Below are 16,533 nucleotides of genomic sequence, written 5' to 3' on the forward strand. Positions count from 1 at the left end.
CGTGGCAGGGCCTTGATCCAAAGTTCGCGCGTATGAGCGTGTCACGGTACCAGTGTCTCCACCGACTGGGCCCGAGCGCATTCTCATCCGTCCTTTGTCCTCCGGTTCGCCGGAGCTTTGAGATTTCGAAGGGACTGACCGATGACCACTGCTCGTATCCTCGACTTCATCAAGACCCGACGTCCGGAAGGACCGTGCCTTGTGGTCGATCTCGATGTCGTGCGCGACAATTTTCACGCCTTCCGCCATGCCCTGCCGGACAGCGCGATCTATTACGCGGTCAAGGCCAACCCGGAACCGGCAATCCTGAAGCTGCTCGCCTCCCTCGGCTCGAGCTTCGATTGCGCTTCGGTCGCCGAAATCCAGATGGCGCTCGATGCAGGTGCCACCGCCGACCGCATCTCCTTCGGCAACACGATCAAGAAGGAGCGCGACATCGCGCGCGCCTTCGCGCTCGGCGTCAATCTCTTCGCCGTCGACAGCCATGAGGAAGTCGAGAAGATCTCCCGCGCCGCTCCGGGTGCGAAGGTGTTCTGCCGCGTGCTCACCGATGGCGAAGGTGCTGAATGGCCGCTTTCGCGCAAGTTCGGCTGCGTGCCGCAGATGGCCGTCGACGTGCTCGTCTACGCGCACCAGCTGGGCCTGGAGTCCTACGGCGTGTCCTTCCATGTCGGCTCGCAGATGACCAAGGTCGATGCCTGGGATTCGGCTCTGGCCGATGCCAAGCGCGTCTTTGCGCAGCTCGCCAAGCAGGGCATCTTCCTGCAGATGGTCAACATGGGCGGCGGCTTCCCGACCAAGTACCTGCGCGACGTGCCGAAGGCGGAAGAGTACGGCCAGGCGATCTTCGCTTCGCTGCGCAAGCATTTCGGCAACAACCTGCCGAAGACGATCATCGAGCCGGGCCGCGGCATGGTCGGCAATGCGGGCGTCATCAAGGCGGAAGTCGTTCTCGTCTCGAAGAAGTCCGACAACGACAACCATCGCTGGGTCTTCCTCGACATCGGCAAGTTCGGCGGTCTCGCAGAGACCATGGACGAGGCGATCCGCTACCCGATCCGCACCGAGCGCGATGCCGACGAGATGGAGCCCTGCGTGCTCGCCGGCCCGACCTGCGACAGCGCGGACGTGCTCTACGAGAAGAACATGTATCCGCTGCCGGTGACGCTCACCATCGGCGACGAGGTTCTGATCGAAGGCACCGGCGCCTATACGACGACCTATTCGGCCGTCGCCTTCAACGGCTTCGACCCCTTGAAGGCGTATGTGATCTGATCGGCGTCATCTGATCCCGCCGGCCCCGTAACCAGCCGGGGCGGCAAATCCACAATTCTCCGTAGTACCGCCTTGAACGGTTTTGGGTTCGGGAGGCCGCCATGGCCACTGTTCTTGATTCTGTCCGCGCACTCTTTGCGCCGAACACCACCTTCACCATCGACGCCGAAACGCCGGCGGACGTGGTGGCCCGCGAAAACCTGCTGGACCGCGCCATGGGCCCGGATCGGCGCAAGAAGTCGTCTGAAAAGATCCGCCGCGGCCGCGTGCCGGCGGAGGGGCTGGCGCTCGTCGCCCGCGATGCGCACGGCCACGTGATCGGCACGGTGCGGCTCTGGAGCGTCGAGGCGGGCATTGCGCCGGACGGCCAGGCGATCGAGGCGCTGCTCCTCGGTCCGCTCGCGGTCGACGGCGCCCACGAGGGCAAGGGGATCGGCGGCGCGCTGATGCGGGCGGCGATCGCCGAAGCCCACAAACGCGACCATGGCGCCATCTTGCTCGTCGGCGATGCCGCCTATTACGAGCGCTTCGGCTTCTTTGCCGACAAGGCCCGGCATCTCGTCATGCCCGGCCCCTTCGAGCGCGCCCGTTTCCTGGCGCTCGAACTGAAGGCCGGCTGGCTGGAAGGTGCCGCGGGCATGATCGTGCCGAGCGGCCGCAAGCTGGCCTGACGTTCGCCGGCTTATCCTGGTCCCCTTCCAGCGCGAAGGGGACATTGACCCGGAACGGGCGTTCCCTGACGGAAGATCATTGTCCAACTGTCATCCATCCGTTTCCAGATGGAGCTACGCAGGGTCCTCAGTCTTTTATGCTCCTCCGGATGCGAGTTTCCGGAGCAACGGTGTGCCGGAATGGACCGGGTCCGGCGAATGTCTCCGGCCAAGGAGGCCAACGATTTACCTGCCATTCGCCTTGAGCCGAAACCGGTCCCATAAGGGGAGCCGGAAACGCGCGGACATGAATTGTCAATTGTGTTGATAATTGTTAGTTCTAAAAGGAGAAAACGGGCGAAGGAAGCACGGCATGCGCGTACCAGCCTTTATTGCATTTTCAATGCTTACCGGTTTTCTGGTGGGCTGCACGACAAGCAATGGAGATGCAGGGCAAAGCTCTAAGAACGAAGCGCAATGTGCCGGCTTCGGCTTTGAGGAAGGTACGGATGCTTTTGCCAATTGCATGATGCGTCTTTCAATGCGGCAGGGAGGCACGCAGCAGCCCGATCACGATACCCTTGTCAATCAATACAGAAGCCGCAGCCTGGCCCGGCAGGGTGACGACCGCTATCCCGTATGCAGCGCCGCAAACATGGATGCCGAGCTGGACATTACAACGGGCAAGTGGGTAGGGCCCAACTGCCAGATGGCGCCGGATTAAGCCGGCGGTGTCCGCATCCGCGGGGTATAAAGCACCGACCGCAAATCAAGGGAGAAGGGAAATGATCAGAACCATGGTTGCGGTGAGCCTCGGTCTTTCCGGTGCTTTATTCGTTCCCCAATTTGCGCTTGAAGCGCGGGCTCAGGCGACCGTCGAATGCCGGTCGCGGCATTATCAATACGATGAATGCTATGCGGGGCCGCTTTCCCGGCCGCAACTCATCCATCAGACTTCAAGCGCGCCCTGCATTTTGAACCGTAGTTGGGGATACAATCCAAAGAGCCGATATGTCTGGGTCGCTCAAGGGTGCTCAGGCGTGTTTGCCGATGTCGGCGGCTATCACTATGGCCGTGGGGATGATTTCGATCCGGGTGCGCGCATGTACGATCACCGCGGTCGTGACGTCGGTGGCGTCGTCGCGGGCGCAGTGCTTGGATCGATCATTGAAGGAATAGCCGAGGACAGCAAACACAAGCACCGCCATACCACCAGCAATTTCAATGATGACGACGGCTATAACGGCTGCCACGGGATTGGATGCACGGTGGACCGGCCCGATTCCGATGCGAATATCGACATGACCCCGCAGTTCGACAAAAACGGCGAGCCGAATTTCGATACCCATGGCAATTACCAGGGATGCCACGGGGTGGGCTGCCTGGTCGACAACCCCGACGACCCCGGCTAAAGGGCTCGCCTCCTCTCCAGCGACATCGGGCCTGGGAAGCTCTAAGCGCCATCCTTCGCCCGATAGGCTTCCGGGATGACGAAGACCTCGTCGGCGCGGGCGTATCCGCCGTCCTTGACCTCCTCGATCAGCACCATGGTGTGCGGCCGTGCCGCCTCGCTGAAATATTCGGCGAGCATGTCCGTCGTGCGGTGCACGATCTCTTCCTTCTGGGCGCGGCTGAGCGCGCCTTCCGGCGTCTTGATGTTCACGAATGGCATTGGTCCTTCTCCTTGTCGCTGCAGATTGGGATAAGCATGTGGTGCACGTTCAGTTGGCACCCCCTCTGCGCGGCAGGGCAGAGAGGGTAAGCGATCTCAACTTTCGCTCAGATCATGCCGCCATTGGCGCGGAGCACCTGGCCGTTCACCCAGCCGCCGTCCGGGCTTGCGAGGAAGGCGACGACCGAGGCGATCTCGTCGGGCTGGCCGAGGCGGGCGAGCGGGATCGTTCCGACGATCCTCTGGACCAGCTCGTCGGATTTGCCGGTCATGAACATGTCCGTCTCCACCGGGCCGGGCGCGACGGTGTTGACGGTGATCCCGCGCCGGCCGAGTTCCCTGGAGGCGACATGGGTCATCGCTTCCACACCCGCCTTGCTGGCGGCATAGGCGCCGTAGGTGGGACCATAGACGCCGACGACGCTGGAGGAGAAGTTGATGATGCGGCCGCCGTCGCGCAGCCGCCGGCCCGCTTCGCGGATGCCGCGGAAGGTGCCGGTCAGGTTGACGGCGATATGCTTCTCGAAGCTCGCGTCGTCCATCTCGGCAAGCGGTGCGAGCTTCATTATCCCGGCATTGTTGACGAGGATATCGACGCCGCCGAAGCTCTTCTCCGCAGCGTCGAACAGGTCGGCGGCGGCGCTCGGGAGGCCGACATCCGCCTGCACGGCGACCGCCCTGCCTCCACCCGCCTCGATTTCGGCGACGACCGTGTCGGCGGCTTCACGGTTCGTCGCGTAGTTCACCACGACGGCGATGCCGTCCTTGGCCAGGCGAAGCGCAATCGCCCTTCCGATACCTTTCGAAGCGCCCGTGACGATTGCGACGCGTTGCCCGTTCGTGGTCATGGCTTATCTCTCCTTGATTGATGAGCCGTAGATATTTCTGACACCGCTGGAGAACAATTACAGGTGAATTGACATGAGAATTCGCCTGTGGTGAACAAAGCCATGGATCGGCTCGACCGCATGCAGCTCTTCACCCGGATCGTCGAACGAGGCAGCTTTGCCGCCGCGGCATCCGATCTCGGCCTCGCCCGTTCGACCGTCACCGAGGCGGTCAAGCAACTGGAAGACGATGTCGGCGCGCGCCTCCTGGAGCGGACGACCCGCCACGTCACGCCGACGCTCGACGGCCAGGCCTTCTACCAGCGCTGTCTGGCGATCCTTGCGGAGGTGGACGAGGCGGAGAGCATCTTTCGCGATGCGCAGCCGCGCGGCCTGCTGCGGGTCGATGCGCACGGCTTCCTGACCCGCACCTTCCTTCTGCCGCGGCTCGACGAATTCCTCGACCGCTACCCTCTGCTCGACCTGCAGATCGGCCAGGGCGACCGGCTGGTGGACCTGGTGCGGGAAGGGGTCGACTGCGTCATCCGCGCCGGCGAGATAACCGACAGCGGGCTGATCATGCGGCGGCTCGGGACCATCACCGAGCTCACCTGCGCCAGCCCGGCCTACATCGAGAAACACGGCATGCCGCAATCGCCCGATGCGCTGGACGGGCATGCCGCCGTCGGCTTCATCTCGTCACGCACTGGCCAGATCATGCCGCTCGAATTCACGGTGGGGAACGAGGTGCGTTACGTCACGCTGCCGAGCCGGCTGACGGTCAACAATTCCGACACGATGGTCGATCTCGCAAGACGAGGCTACGGCCTCGTTCAGGCGCCGCGCCATCGGCTGCAGCCCGATATAGACCGGGGCGTCCTCGTCCAGGTGCTCGCCGACTTTCCGCCATCCCCGACGCCGCTTTCGGCGCTTTATCCGCAGAACCGCCAGCTTTCGCCGCGGGTGCGCGTCTTCATCGACTGGGTCGTCAAGGTGTTTGCGGAAGCGGAGCTTTGAAACGGGCGCGGACGCTTTGGGGCGCAGGCGGCTTTTCTTGCAGGGCGGGCCGTGCTCTGATCGTTGAAAGCAACCAGACGAGGGTGATTTGAGCGCACGACATTTCCTGCCGTCTTTCCTGATCGCCATGCTGGCGGCCGGCATGCTTGCCTTTTCCAGCCCGATGCCGGCGCGGGCGTCGGACCGGACGATCTATCTCACCTTCGATGACGGTCCGTTGCCCGGGACGGAGAATGTCCATGCGGTTCTCAGGCAGGAGAACGTGCCGGCCGCGTTGTTCATGGTCGGCCTGCATGTCGAGACGCAGCCGCATGGCCGGAAATTGCTGGATGACGCACGATCGATTCCACTCGCGACGCTCGGCAATCACAGCTATAGCCACGCCAACAGCCGCTACCGGAATTTTTACTCCGACACGGCCGGCGTGGTCGCCGACATGCAACGCGCCAACCAGGTTCTGGGATTCAAGCCGCCGGTTCCGGCAAGGCTGCCCGGACGCAACGTCTTCCGGCTCACCCGCCTCTTCGCCGACGACCTCTCGATCGATGTGCGGGAGTGGCAACGCGAATGGCTCGACTACGAACTGGTCGGCGAAGCCGGTTTCCGGCTCTATGGATGGGATCATGAATGGGTGCACAGCGACGACGGAAAACCGGTGCAGTCGGTGGACCGGCTCGTCAGCGAGATCGACCATCTTTTCCGCTATAACCGGTTCGCGAGGCCGGACAAGATGATCCTTCTCATGCACGACCAGATGTTCCAGGACAAATTCGACGGCAAGCAGAACCTGGAGACATTCATCCGGCAGTTGAAGGCACGCGGCTACAGGTTCGGGGATCTGGCGCGCTACGAGGAGTAGGTTTCCGTCGACGCCGCGGCCGATCCTGTCCGGCAACGGATGCTGGCTCACATCCCATCACCATGGCGTGAATCCAGCTTTTCCGCCATATTCCCATACGATTCGATGCCCTAACTTGCCAGGCATGATCACACGCCGGGCAACACTCCTTTCCCTTCCGTTCGTGCTTTCCGCCGGCCGCGGCTTTGCTCAGGGCGCGCCGCAGCTGCCCGTGCCGCAGCCGCCGGCGACGCTCGATACCGTGTTCGACGCCGCCGCGGAACTGGAGCCGCTGAAGGTCGTGCTCGTCAGCCGCAACGGCGAAACGCTCGCCGAACGGGCCTTCAACGGCCGTTCGGTCAACGCGTCGACCAACATCAAATCGGCCTCGAAATCGATCGTCTCCTGCCTGGTCGGCATCGCCATTGACAAAAAGCTGCTCGAAGGGCCGGACCAGAAGGTCGCGCCGATCCTGAAGGCGGATCTTCCCGCAGATCCCGATCCGCGCATCCACGACATCACCATCGGCAATCTGCTCTCCATGCAGGCGGGGCTTTCGCGCATGTCGGGGCCGAATTACGGGCGCTGGGTCGCAAGCCGCAACTGGGTGCGTTTCGCGCTCTCGGAACCCTTCGACGGCGAGCCGGGCGGCTCGATGCTCTATTCTACCGCCTCGACGCATCTTCTTTCGGCGATCCTGACAAGGGTCGGGCGGAAATCGACGCTGGCGCTCGCCCGCGAATGGCTGGAGCCGGTGGAAAATTTCCGCATCGGCTCCTGGGACCGCGATCCGCAGGGCATCTATCTCGGCGGCAACAACATGGCGATGACGGCCCGTTCGCTTCTCGCCTTCGGCGAGCTCTACCGCAACGGCGGCCGGACGAAGGACGGCGTGCAGGTCGTCTCCAGAAGCTGGATCGACCAGTCCTGGACGCCGCGCACCAATTCGCGCTTCTCCGGCGATGGATACGGTTACGGCTGGTTCCTCAGGCATATCGGCGGCGAGGACGTCAGGTTCGGCTGGGGTTACGGCGGCCAGATGCTCTACATCGTCCCGTCGCTGGGACTGACCGTCGTGATGACCTCCGACGACAGCGGCCCGTCCGCCCGCAGCGGCTACCGCGACGACCTGCACAACCTGCTCGCGGAGATCATCGGAACGGTGAAGCAGGTCTGAGCCGCGATCGATAAAATCGTAACGACCGCGCGTACCATATCGAAAGGGAGCCTCTGTTATATTTCCCTGATGAGGCGGGGAACCACATGACGTTCGATCTCCGGACGATATATGCGATGACAGCGGTCGCTTGCATGGTGCTGGGCCTGCTCCAGGGCGCCGCCTATTTCACCGGCCGTTTCGAACGCTGGCTCGTCTGGTGGAGCGCCAGCAACATCCTTGTCGGGATCGGCTCCTTCTGCATTGCCCTTCGCGGCATGGCGCCTGATTTCATCACCGTTCACCTCGGCAATGTCATGACCATCGCCGGTTGCGTGCTCCTGGCGGCAGCAATGCGCATCTTCGTGGGACGTACGGTCAACCTCTCCCGTTGCTGTCTCTTGATCGCCATCCTCAGCATGCCGTTGGTGTTCGTTTTCGATGCGCCCGGCGAATCGCTCGAGCGACTCGCCTATGGCTCGGCGATCTATTGCCTGCTCGATCTTGCCGTCGCCCGGGAGGCCTACCGTCTTGCCCGTGACGAGAAGCTCCATTCCGCGAAGCTCGCCGTCGGCCTGTTCGTGCTGACCGCCGCCGTTTTCGCCAGCCGCTCCGTGATGGCGGGAACCGGCATCCTCGGCGATGGAAACCTGTTCAGCAGCAGCAATGCGGTGCATGCCTGGATGGCGCTGTCGGCCATGGTGTTCCTCATGCTCCGCAGCATGGTCATCATGCTGATGGCGGCGGAGCGGACGGGCGCCCAGCTGAAGGCCGCGGCCCATTGCGATCCCCTGACCGGCGTACTCAACCGCAGCGGCCTGGTGCGGTCGTTCGCCAGTCTCCCCTCCAAGCCGGTGGCGGCCCTGGTGGTCGATATCGACTATTTCAAACAGCTCAACGATACCCACGGCCACGCCATGGGGGACGAGGTGCTGCGGGCATTCGCATCCTCGGCGGCGAGGGAGATCCATGCCGGCGATCTCATCGCCCGTTACGGCGGCGACGAATTCGTGATCGTGCTGAAGGAGCGATCGCTCGAACAGGCGGTGGAGGCAGCCGAACATATCCGCCTTGCCTTCACCGCCTCGCTCGGCCGCCTGAACCAGCCGCTGTCGGTCCTGCCGACGCTCAGCATCGGCGCGGCTGCCGAGGCGTCCGGCGCCGCCGATCTCGAAGCCCTGCTTCACAAGGCAGACCAGGCGCTCTATGCGCGCAAGCGGCAGGGCCGCAACGGCGTGGATGCCTTCCGCGACAACATTCTGGCAGCCTGAAGGCGGGGACGAAACCGGCGGTAGTGAAAGAAATCCTGCTTCCGTTTCAGCGGGAGGACCGGAAAAATATCCCCGCGTCGTCCACGCCCGGTCTGCAGGGCCTATCCTGACCGCGTCATCGGGCAGGGAGCCGGGTCGCGAACCGGTCACCCATCTGGGGAGCAATCCGGCGTCCGGTGATGGTCGTTGAGGCAGGGGACGCGCCGTCAGGGCGCCAACCGCCGGAAGGAAGGGTTTCTTGGCGCGGAACCCATGTCTTGCGGAAAAGCCGAGGCGGCGGGGCAGGCGGACCAGTCTGACACCCATACCAACCCGATACCCAACTGCCTGCCCATCCCGATGGACCAGGCCGTGGCGGAGACCCCTCCGCCGCGGACATTCGTGCTGCGGTCAGAAAGTCCCGCTCATGCTGGCGAAATATTCGTGCCCGTCGTAGTTCTCGGCCGGGTCCTTTTCCCTGCGGTCCACATGGCGGTAGCCGATCTCCAGCTTGTGATCCTTGCCGATATCGAAGGTGAGCGTTCCCGCGAACCTCCGCGTCTCGCTGTCGTAGAGATAATAGATCCATTCGCTGGAGGCGATTTCATAGGTCACCTTCGCCTCGATCTTCGGCAGCAGTTTCGCGCTTGCGGCGAACTTCCAGGTCTGGATGAACTCGGCCTGCGGATCGTCGATGTCGGCGATCGCGTAGTCCTGGTCGTAGCCGATGCCGAAGCCGAGGCTTTCCGTAGGCTTCCATTCCAGCGACGAACGGAGATAGGGCCGCAGCCTTTTGACGTCGTCGCCGAGGTCGTCGGCCATGATCGTCGCCCCGCCGATCTCGGCAATCATCGTCATCGTCTCACCGATCTTGCGGCCATAGGCGACCGAGCCGCGCAGCGTCGAGGCGGGAAAGCGCAGGAGCGTCTCCTGTTCCGAATCTGGAATGAAGGTGGAGCGGTAGGCGAGGGTGAAGCCGATCTCGCCGTCAAGTCCCGGCCGGATATGGGACGCCGTCAGGTCCAGTGCCGTCACGTCGGCTTCCAGTTTCGTGGGCAGCAGGAGGTCGGTCGTGAACCTTGCCTTGCCACGGTCGAGATGGCTGACGCCTGCCTTCAGCGTGTTCTGGCCGCCGAGGAATTGCGCGGCGAGGCTGGAAGCCATCTCGTAGGTCATGTCGGTCATGCGGTAGCCGATGACGGTGCCGGGCACGGCGAGAAACACGTCGCCGGCCGCCTTGCGCTGGATACCCGCTTCCACCGTCCACTCGACCGTATCGGCGAGCTTCATCTTGTGGCCGAGGGTCATGCCCGTCACATGCTCGTTGCCGAAATCGTAGCGCTCCAGCCGCTTTTCCCGGTGCCAGAGCGCGTAGGTGATGCCCGATCCCTCGATGTCGAAGCTGCCGCGCAGCTTCGCCTCCGCCTGGGCGAAACCGCCGCCAAGGTCGTTGGCATCCTCGAAGAGATTGCTGTTGTGCCCCACACGCAGGGAATAGTCGAAAAACGTGTCCGCGGCGGCCGCCGGCAAAGGCAGGGCGGCGAGGCAGGTCGCAATGGGCAGAAACAGCTTGGGCATCGCATTCCCAACAGGCACCTCTAATTGAGGAAAATCTTATATATAGATGCTTAACGAAGGATTTATTCGACCGGGAGTTGCCGATCCGGCAATGCGAATTGCAGCGAAAGCAACGCTGGTGGGAAAGAGAACAGTTTTAATAAAACCCGAAGTATTATGGTTAATGGTTTATTATAAGACACTTATATTATTGCTTTATAAAATACTAATAATAAGTTGGTTGTCGCGCAATGAAGCGCAATCAACTTGGGAGACTAACATGACTATCAAGGTAATCTGCTTAGCTGCAACCCTCTCTGTCGCTGCAATTTCTCAGGCGTCCGCAGGCGGCCTCCTGGGCGGTGGCGGCCACAAGGGAGGCCTCAACCTCGGGCTCGGCATCAGCCTTGGCAACGGCTCGATCGTTGTCGCGCCGAACGTCGGCGTGCTCAACGGCAGCAATGTCAATGTCCTCAACGGTATCCTGTCCGGCAACAGCATCCTGAACGGAAACGCTATCCTGTCGGGTAACAACGGGCTGCTGGGCCTCGGCATTCTCGGCAACGGCAACGTTTCCAAGAAGTACGTGCGCCGTTGATTCAAAGAAGAGCGGGGCCGTGTGACGGCCCCCTCCTCGAGGGCATTCAGGCGGTCGTATCGATCACACCGCTATCGCTTGCGGAAGCGGGATTGTCTTTCTGAAGTCCCCCCTCTCAGGAAGGGCCGCCTGAATGTCTGCCCGATGGGCAGACGATGACAGGCCTGATCGCCGCTCACGCGGATATGTCGACCACGCCGCAATCGCCCGCTTCGGACGAAAAGGCAAGCAGCTTGCCGCCGGCACTCCAGCTCAATCCCGTAATGGCACCCTTGCCTGGGCGGCGCAGAAGCGCCTCCTTCGCGTCGGCGATCCTGACGCCCAGGATCATGCCGTCGACGAAGCCGATCGCCAGCACTTCCTCGGCCGGATGGAAGGCCACCTGCGTGACCATGATGTTGGCGCGGGTGCCGAGCTCCAGCGGCGCCTTGCCCATCGGCCCGTCTTTCGACGAAAACGGCCAGACGATCGCCGCCGGCGCGCCGGAGGAGGCGAGCCATTTGCCCTTCGGCGACCAGGACAGCGACTTCACCTTGGCCGGATAACCGGTCATCCGCATGTGCCGGTTCTCGCCCGGCTTGCCGTCCAGTTTCCAGCCGTGGAGCGCGTTTTCTTGCATGCTGGTGACGAGGAAACGGCCGTCCGGCGAGAAGGTGACGCCGGTATGGGCGCCCTTCCATTCGAGATCGACCGGCGGCGCATTGGTGCCGACCCAATGCAGGGAGACGCCGTTGTAGCGGGCGGCGGCGATGCGGAGCCCCTTGCCCGCGAACGCGAGGCCTTCGACGCTGCGCTCCTCGGGAAACTCCTTCACCGTGCCGTCGTTCTGGCGCACGAAGCTCGATTTGCCATAGGCATAGGCGATCGCGTTCTGCGGTCCGCCGGCCACCACGTTGATCCACTTGCGCGGCGCCTCGGCCAGGAGGGTGGCCGCCCCATCCTTGCCGATGCGGAAGACCTTGCCGTCTTCGCCGCCGGTGAGGAGGGTGGGGCTGAAAGGATCGCGAATGCAGGTCAAAAGGCCCTGGTGGGCCTCGGTGACCTTTTCGCCGCCATCCAGGCGATGGATCGTGCCGGCGGCGGTGGCGAAGAACGGAATGTCGCCGAGGAAATGGGCCGCGACGACATGGCCTTGCAAATCAACCGGTGCGACTGTGGGCATTATGCTGTATTTCTTTCAGACATGACGTTTTCCGAAAACCGCTTCGCACTTTTCGGCGTCATGCCGCTGCCTCGCAAGCCTTGAAGCTCTTCTCGATCTTTTCGACGTCGAGATCGCGGCCGATGAAGACGAGGCGGGATTCGCGCTTCTCGCCGTCCTTCCACGGGCGCTGGTGATCGCCTTCGACGATCATGTGGACGCCCTGGACGACATAACGCTCCTCATCGCCCTTGAAGGCGATGATGCCCTTGAGGCGCAGGATATTCGGGCCGTCCGTCTGGGTGATCTTCTGGATCCAGGGGAAGAAGCGTTCCGGGTTCATCTCGCCGCCCCGCAGCGAAATCGACTTCACCGTCACGTCATGGATCGGCGACATCTCGCCATGGTGATGATGGTGGTGGTGATCATGATCATGATCATGATCATGATGATGATGGTCGTGATCATGGTGATGGTGATGATCGTGATCGCAATCCGGGCCGCACACATGGTCCTCGTGCCCGTGCTCCAGGAAATGCGGGTCGTTTTCCAGCGCGCGTTCCAGGTTGAAGGCGCCCTGGTCGAGCACGCGGGCGAGATCGACGCCGGAACGGCTCGTCTTGTAGACGCGGGCGGTCGGATTGATGGCGCGCACCACGTCTTCCACCTGGGCCAGCTCTTCCGGGCTCACGAGGTCGGTCTTGTTGACGATCACGACGTCGGCAAAGGCGATCTGGTCTTCGGCCTCGCGGCTGTCCTTCAGCCGCAGCGGCAGGTGCTTGGCATCGACCAGCGCGACGACGGCATCGAGCTCGGTCTTGGCGCGAACGTCGTCATCCATGAAGAAGGTCTGGGCGACCGGCACGGGATCGGCAAGGCCGGTGGTCTCGACGATGATGCCGTCGAAACGGCCGGGGCGGCGCATCAGGCCCTCCACGACGCGGATCAGGTCGCCGCGCACGGTGCAGCAGACGCAGCCGTTGTTCATCTCGTAGATTTCCTCGTCCGATTCGACGATCAGGTCGTTGTCGATGCCGATCTCGCCGAATTCGTTGACGATCACCGCGTATTTCTTGCCGTGGCTTTCGGAAAGGATGCGGTTCAACAGCGTCGTCTTGCCGGCGCCGAGATAACCGGTGAGCACGGTGACGGGAACGGGCTTCTGGGTGGCTGTTTCGGTCTTTGTTTCGGTCATGGGGAAACCTCGATGGGCCTTTGAAGCGCCCGGGGGCGCGGAACGCGGAAGCTGGTCCGCCTCATATAAGGGCAAGCCGGGGCGAGTTCAAAGGGTTTTGAATGTTATAAGATCACATCAGGCGACAGACGGTGCAATGGCGGATTTGATGTCGGTCCGAGCGAAATCATCGCCGACATAGAGCAGCGGGCAATCGAATTCCTTCGCCGTGGCATAGGCGAAGCAATCGCCGAAGTTGAGGGAGGCCTTGTGGAAGCTCTTGCCCCACTGGGCATAGGCAACGCTGGCAAGCTCGGCCCGCGCTTCAGTCACCGGAACGATGCTCATGGAAGGATCTGCTATCAACTCCCTCATCTCTGAGCGGAAGCCACGCCGCGTTGCGACAATGAGCGCTTCAAGAACCGTTCCGGCGGAAATGAATATCTGATCCTCTGTTTCAAACACCGACCGGCAGGCCGGGCCTTGCACTTCATTGGCAAGCATTGCTACGAGCGCCGAAGTGTCGATCACGATCACTTGGGCAAGCCGTATTCATCGTAGAGGAAATCCTGGCTCCTTGCGGCGTCGGGGCCTGGGGGGAGGTTCTTCTTTCTTACCTCCTCCTGGAGTCGATCGAGAAGTCTGGCTTTTTCCTCGCGACTGATCGGCTTCTTCACCGGCTCCAATCGCACTGAGGCGAGGCCATCCTGCGTCAGGACGACTTCTTCGCCCTGGTTGGCGAGCCGCACCAGTTCCGTGAGCTGCCCTTCTGCTTCCGCGATGGATATCCGCATGTCCGCCTCCTGCGGCGATCAACTTCAGGTAATATGTGACATGTGCCTTGCGGATACAAGCGTGCTCACCTCAGGCTTTCAACATCGAATCTCGCGACATCCTCCAGCAATTCGACGATGCCTTTGACTGCGTGAGACACAAGCTGTTCGCCCCGTTCCGCCGTCGCGGCCGTCGCATTGCCGGCGACGCCTTTTTCATTGAGATCGGACATCTTCCAGCCGAAGGCGTGCCGGCCGTAGGCGCGCAGATGCTTGAATTCGCGGGCGAAATCGGCCTGGCGCGAGCCGAAGTTTTCGGCCTTCGCCATATCGACCCTGTCGGGATGAAGGGCTAGCATCACGGAGGTCTCTATGTCGCCGCCATGGATGTCGAGCGCCTTTTCCTCGGGGGCGATCCAGCCGTCCGGCTGATCGAAGCGGGTCCAGCTCGTCGTCACCGCCAGCATGCCGAACCGCACCCGCGCCTCTGTCGCGACGATGGTCGTCAGGGGGGAATTGCCGCCGTGGGCATTGAGCAGCACCAGCTTGCGGATGCCTTTCCGGTAAAGGTCCTCGGCAATGCCGAGCCAGCGGTAGACCGCCTCGTCGAAGCGAAGCGTCCTGGTGCCGGCGACATCCATGTGCTCGACGGAGTAGCCGACCGGCTCGACCGGCAGAAAGGTCACCGGCAGATCGGCGGGCAGGGCGGGGATGAGCCGCGCGACGAGGCCTTCGGCGATCAGCGTGTCCGTCTCGAACGGCAGGTGCGGCCCGTGCTGTTCGTGGGCGCCCAACGGCAAGACGGCTATCCAGCCGTGTCTTTCTGTGGATGCGAGTGTCAGATCATTGTCATGATAGCGCGGCGAGGGGTGCGGCATCTGGCGATCACTTCCCGGTTTCGATATGGGTTGCGCGGCACACATATAGCGCCTACTTCATTGAGACAAAACGGGCGGAGCCTATGAGCAAGAAGAAGGGTGACAAGAAAGCCAAATCGGGCAAGAAGAAGGATCTGGAAGGTCTCTCGGCCGCCGATCTGGCGCCGGCGATCACGCAGGCCGCCCGTTCCATGCGCACGGTGCTCAGCCGCAGCCTCGGCGAGAGCGGGCTTTATGCCGGTCAGGACGGCGTCATCCTGATGCTCGCGGAGGAGGACGGTCTGACGCCCGGCCAGCTTGCGATGAGGCTCGGCGTGAAGGCGCCGACCATGACCCGCACGATCGGCCGCATGGAAGCCCAGGGTTTCCTGGAGCGCCGCCCCGACGGCACGGACGGGCGGCTGACCAAGGTGCACCTGACGGAAACCGGACTGAAAAGCGTCGAGCAGATCGGCCGTACGGTCGCCGATTGTGGCTCGCTTGCCGCCAAGGGCCTCTCCGACAAGGAGGTGCGAACGCTCCTCAAGCTGCTCAAGACGATCGAGCACAATCTCCAGCCCGCACTCGCCGACGACTAGCGGGCCTCTGCCCGAGTCTCCGGGAAATTTTCTGTCACAGGATTGTCGTACGGAATTAAATTGTTTATTTAAAGTTTAATTCCGGCGTCAGAAAGTGATAATCCGCCGGTGCGGGTGGGGGGAAATGGCGCAAAAGATCAAGTTGTCGACGATTGCCGAGAGCCTCGGTCTTTCCACCGCCACCATTTCGCTCGCCCTTCGCGACAGTCCGCTGGTTGCGATCGATACGCGCGAGAAGATCAAGGAACAGGCCCGCGCGCTCGGTTATATCTACAACCGCCGCGCAGCCAGTTTGAGGACGTCCCGTTCGGGCATCATCGGCGTCGTGGTGCACGACATCATGAACCCGTTCTACGGGGAAATCCTCAAAGCCATCGAAAGCGAGCTCGACCGCAGCCGCCACACCTTCATCCTCTCCAACCATTACGATTCCGTCGACAAGCAGCGGACCTTCATCGAGACCCTGCTGCAGCTCGGCGGCGACGGCGTCATCATGTCGCCGGCGATCGGCACGCCCGTCGAGGACGTGAAGCTGACGGAGCAGAACGGCATGCCGGCCATTCTCGTCGCGCGTTCGATCGAGGGGGTGGATCTGCCGACCTATCGCGGCGACGACAGCTACGGCATTTCGCTTGCCACCAACCACCTGATCGGGCTCGGGCACCGGGTGATCGCCATGATCGGCGGCACCGACCAGACCTCGACCGGCCGCGACCGATATCAGGGTTACGTCAATGCGCTGCGCAAGGCGGGCATCGAGGTGGACCCCAACCTGCGCATTCCCGGGCCGCGCTCCATGCAGGGCGGTTTCGAGGCGGCCGTCAATTTCCTTTCCCTGCCGCAGAAGCCGACGGCAGCGGTCTGCTGGAACGACCTGGTGGCGATCGGCCTGATGAACGGCATCGCGCGCGCCGGGCTCGTGCCGGGCCGGGACATTTCCGTCACCGGCTACGACGACCTGGAGCAGGCCTCGATCGCCACGCCGGCACTGACGACCGTCTGGAACGGCCAGACGGAAGTGGGAAGGCTTGCGGCGCGCGCGCTGCTCGACAGGCTCGCCGGCAGCCACGAGCCGGATGGTCTTCACCTGATCAAGCCGGAAATGCGCATCCGCCAGTCGACGGGGCTCTACAAGCCGCGGGCTTGAAG

General features: G+C 62.6%; 19 protein-coding genes. 11 read left to right on the top strand and 8 right to left on the bottom strand.

Annotated features, from left to right (window positions below; genetic code table 11):
• Window positions 1-141: 141 nt before the first annotated feature.
• From odc2 to QTA58_RS23985, 4 genes are all read left to right on the top strand, one after another.
• Window positions 142-1,275, top strand: coding sequence for an ornithine/lysine decarboxylase (gene odc2 / locus QTA58_RS14825; protein WP_085420261.1), 1,134 nt, complete (start codon window positions 142-144; stop codon window positions 1,273-1,275).
• Window positions 1,276-1,376: 101 nt separating this feature from the next.
• A complete protein-coding gene (locus QTA58_RS14830; protein WP_289669440.1) occupies window positions 1,377-1,946 on the top strand; it encodes an N-acetyltransferase in 570 nt (189 codons plus the stop codon).
• Window positions 1,947-2,298: 352 nt separating this feature from the next.
• Window positions 2,299-2,649 carry a hypothetical protein gene (locus tag QTA58_RS14835; RefSeq protein ID WP_085420259.1) on the top strand — a complete coding sequence of 117 codons (351 nt, stop codon included), beginning with the start codon at window positions 2,299-2,301 and terminating at the stop codon, window positions 2,647-2,649.
• A gap of 61 nt (window positions 2,650-2,710) precedes the next feature.
• On the top strand, window positions 2,711-3,337 hold the full coding sequence (locus QTA58_RS23985) for a DUF3011 domain-containing protein (RefSeq protein ID WP_341850263.1): 627 nt from the start codon (window positions 2,711-2,713) through the stop codon (window positions 3,335-3,337).
• A 41-nt stretch (window positions 3,338-3,378) separates the two neighbouring features.
• Here the strand turns inward: QTA58_RS23985 and QTA58_RS14845 are convergent, their stop codons facing one another.
• Window positions 3,379-3,597, bottom strand: a complete 219-nt coding sequence (locus tag QTA58_RS14845; protein ID WP_289669441.1) for a 4-oxalocrotonate tautomerase family protein — start codon at window positions 3,595-3,597, stop codon at window positions 3,379-3,381.
• A 107-nt stretch (window positions 3,598-3,704) separates the two neighbouring features.
• Window positions 3,705-4,445, bottom strand: a complete 741-nt coding sequence (locus QTA58_RS14850; RefSeq protein WP_289669442.1) for an SDR family oxidoreductase — start codon at window positions 4,443-4,445, stop codon at window positions 3,705-3,707.
• Between the two features lie 102 nt (window positions 4,446-4,547).
• Here QTA58_RS14850 and QTA58_RS14855 point away from each other — a divergent pair, with 102 nt between their 5' ends.
• The 4 genes from QTA58_RS14855 to QTA58_RS14870 all read left to right on the top strand — a co-directional run bounded on the left by QTA58_RS14855 (window position 4,548) and on the right by QTA58_RS14870 (window position 8,706).
• Window positions 4,548-5,441, top strand: a complete 894-nt coding sequence (locus QTA58_RS14855; protein WP_085420778.1) for a LysR family transcriptional regulator — start codon at window positions 4,548-4,550, stop codon at window positions 5,439-5,441.
• 88 nt (window positions 5,442-5,529) lie between these two features.
• Window positions 5,530-6,300, top strand: coding sequence for a polysaccharide deacetylase family protein (locus tag QTA58_RS14860; RefSeq protein ID WP_289669443.1), 771 nt, complete (start codon window positions 5,530-5,532; stop codon window positions 6,298-6,300).
• A 124-nt stretch (window positions 6,301-6,424) separates the two neighbouring features.
• Complete coding sequence (locus QTA58_RS14865) at window positions 6,425-7,456, top strand: serine hydrolase (RefSeq protein ID WP_289669444.1); 1,032 nt, start codon at window positions 6,425-6,427, stop codon at window positions 7,454-7,456.
• Window positions 7,457-7,542: 86 nt separating this feature from the next.
• Window positions 7,543-8,706: a GGDEF domain-containing protein gene (locus QTA58_RS14870; RefSeq protein ID WP_289669446.1), complete on the top strand. Its 1,164-nt coding sequence runs from the start codon at window positions 7,543-7,545 to the stop codon at window positions 8,704-8,706.
• Window positions 8,707-9,096: 390 nt separating this feature from the next.
• On the opposite strand, the gene QTA58_RS14875 is transcribed toward QTA58_RS14870, so the two are convergent.
• Complete coding sequence (locus QTA58_RS14875) at window positions 9,097-10,263, bottom strand: hypothetical protein (RefSeq protein WP_085420253.1); 1,167 nt, start codon at window positions 10,261-10,263, stop codon at window positions 9,097-9,099.
• A gap of 259 nt (window positions 10,264-10,522) precedes the next feature.
• Between QTA58_RS14875 and QTA58_RS14880 the strand changes: the two genes are divergently transcribed.
• Window positions 10,523-10,840 carry a hypothetical protein gene (locus QTA58_RS14880; protein ID WP_085420252.1) on the top strand — a complete coding sequence of 106 codons (318 nt, stop codon included), beginning with the start codon at window positions 10,523-10,525 and terminating at the stop codon, window positions 10,838-10,840.
• A gap of 175 nt (window positions 10,841-11,015) precedes the next feature.
• Here the strand turns inward: QTA58_RS14880 and QTA58_RS14885 are convergent, their stop codons facing one another.
• The 5 genes from QTA58_RS14885 to QTA58_RS14905 all read right to left on the bottom strand — a co-directional run bounded on the left by QTA58_RS14885 (window position 11,016) and on the right by QTA58_RS14905 (window position 14,806).
• Entirely contained in the window at window positions 11,016-12,002 is a 987-nt protein-coding gene (locus tag QTA58_RS14885) for a WD40 repeat domain-containing protein (RefSeq protein WP_289669447.1), read from the bottom strand.
• Between the two features lie 58 nt (window positions 12,003-12,060).
• Window positions 12,061-13,176 (bottom strand): GTP-binding protein, encoded by a 1,116-nt coding sequence (locus QTA58_RS14890; RefSeq protein WP_289669448.1) that lies wholly within the window; start codon window positions 13,174-13,176, stop codon window positions 12,061-12,063.
• A 117-nt stretch (window positions 13,177-13,293) separates the two neighbouring features.
• Window positions 13,294-13,692 (bottom strand): type II toxin-antitoxin system VapC family toxin, encoded by a 399-nt coding sequence (locus QTA58_RS14895; protein WP_289669449.1) that lies wholly within the window; start codon window positions 13,690-13,692, stop codon window positions 13,294-13,296.
• Window positions 13,689-13,949, bottom strand: coding sequence for a type II toxin-antitoxin system prevent-host-death family antitoxin (locus QTA58_RS14900; protein ID WP_289669450.1), 261 nt, complete (start codon window positions 13,947-13,949; stop codon window positions 13,689-13,691). Before QTA58_RS14900 ends, QTA58_RS14895 begins: the two co-directional genes overlap by 4 nt.
• A 65-nt stretch (window positions 13,950-14,014) precedes the next feature.
• Window positions 14,015-14,806, bottom strand: coding sequence for a creatininase family protein (locus tag QTA58_RS14905; protein WP_289669451.1), 792 nt, complete (start codon window positions 14,804-14,806; stop codon window positions 14,015-14,017).
• Between the two features lie 83 nt (window positions 14,807-14,889).
• Here QTA58_RS14905 and QTA58_RS14910 point away from each other — a divergent pair, with 83 nt between their 5' ends.
• Window positions 14,890-15,384: a MarR family transcriptional regulator gene (locus tag QTA58_RS14910; protein ID WP_085420246.1), complete on the top strand. Its 495-nt coding sequence runs from the start codon at window positions 14,890-14,892 to the stop codon at window positions 15,382-15,384.
• 124 nt (window positions 15,385-15,508) lie between these two features.
• Entirely contained in the window at window positions 15,509-16,531 is a 1,023-nt protein-coding gene (locus QTA58_RS14915; RefSeq protein WP_085420245.1) for a LacI family DNA-binding transcriptional regulator, read from the top strand.
• Window positions 16,532-16,533 lie beyond the last annotated feature (2 nt).

This window comes from Neorhizobium sp. CSC1952, assembly GCF_030378245.1.
GTDB lineage: Bacteria > Pseudomonadota > Alphaproteobacteria > Rhizobiales > Rhizobiaceae > Neorhizobium > Neorhizobium oryzae_A.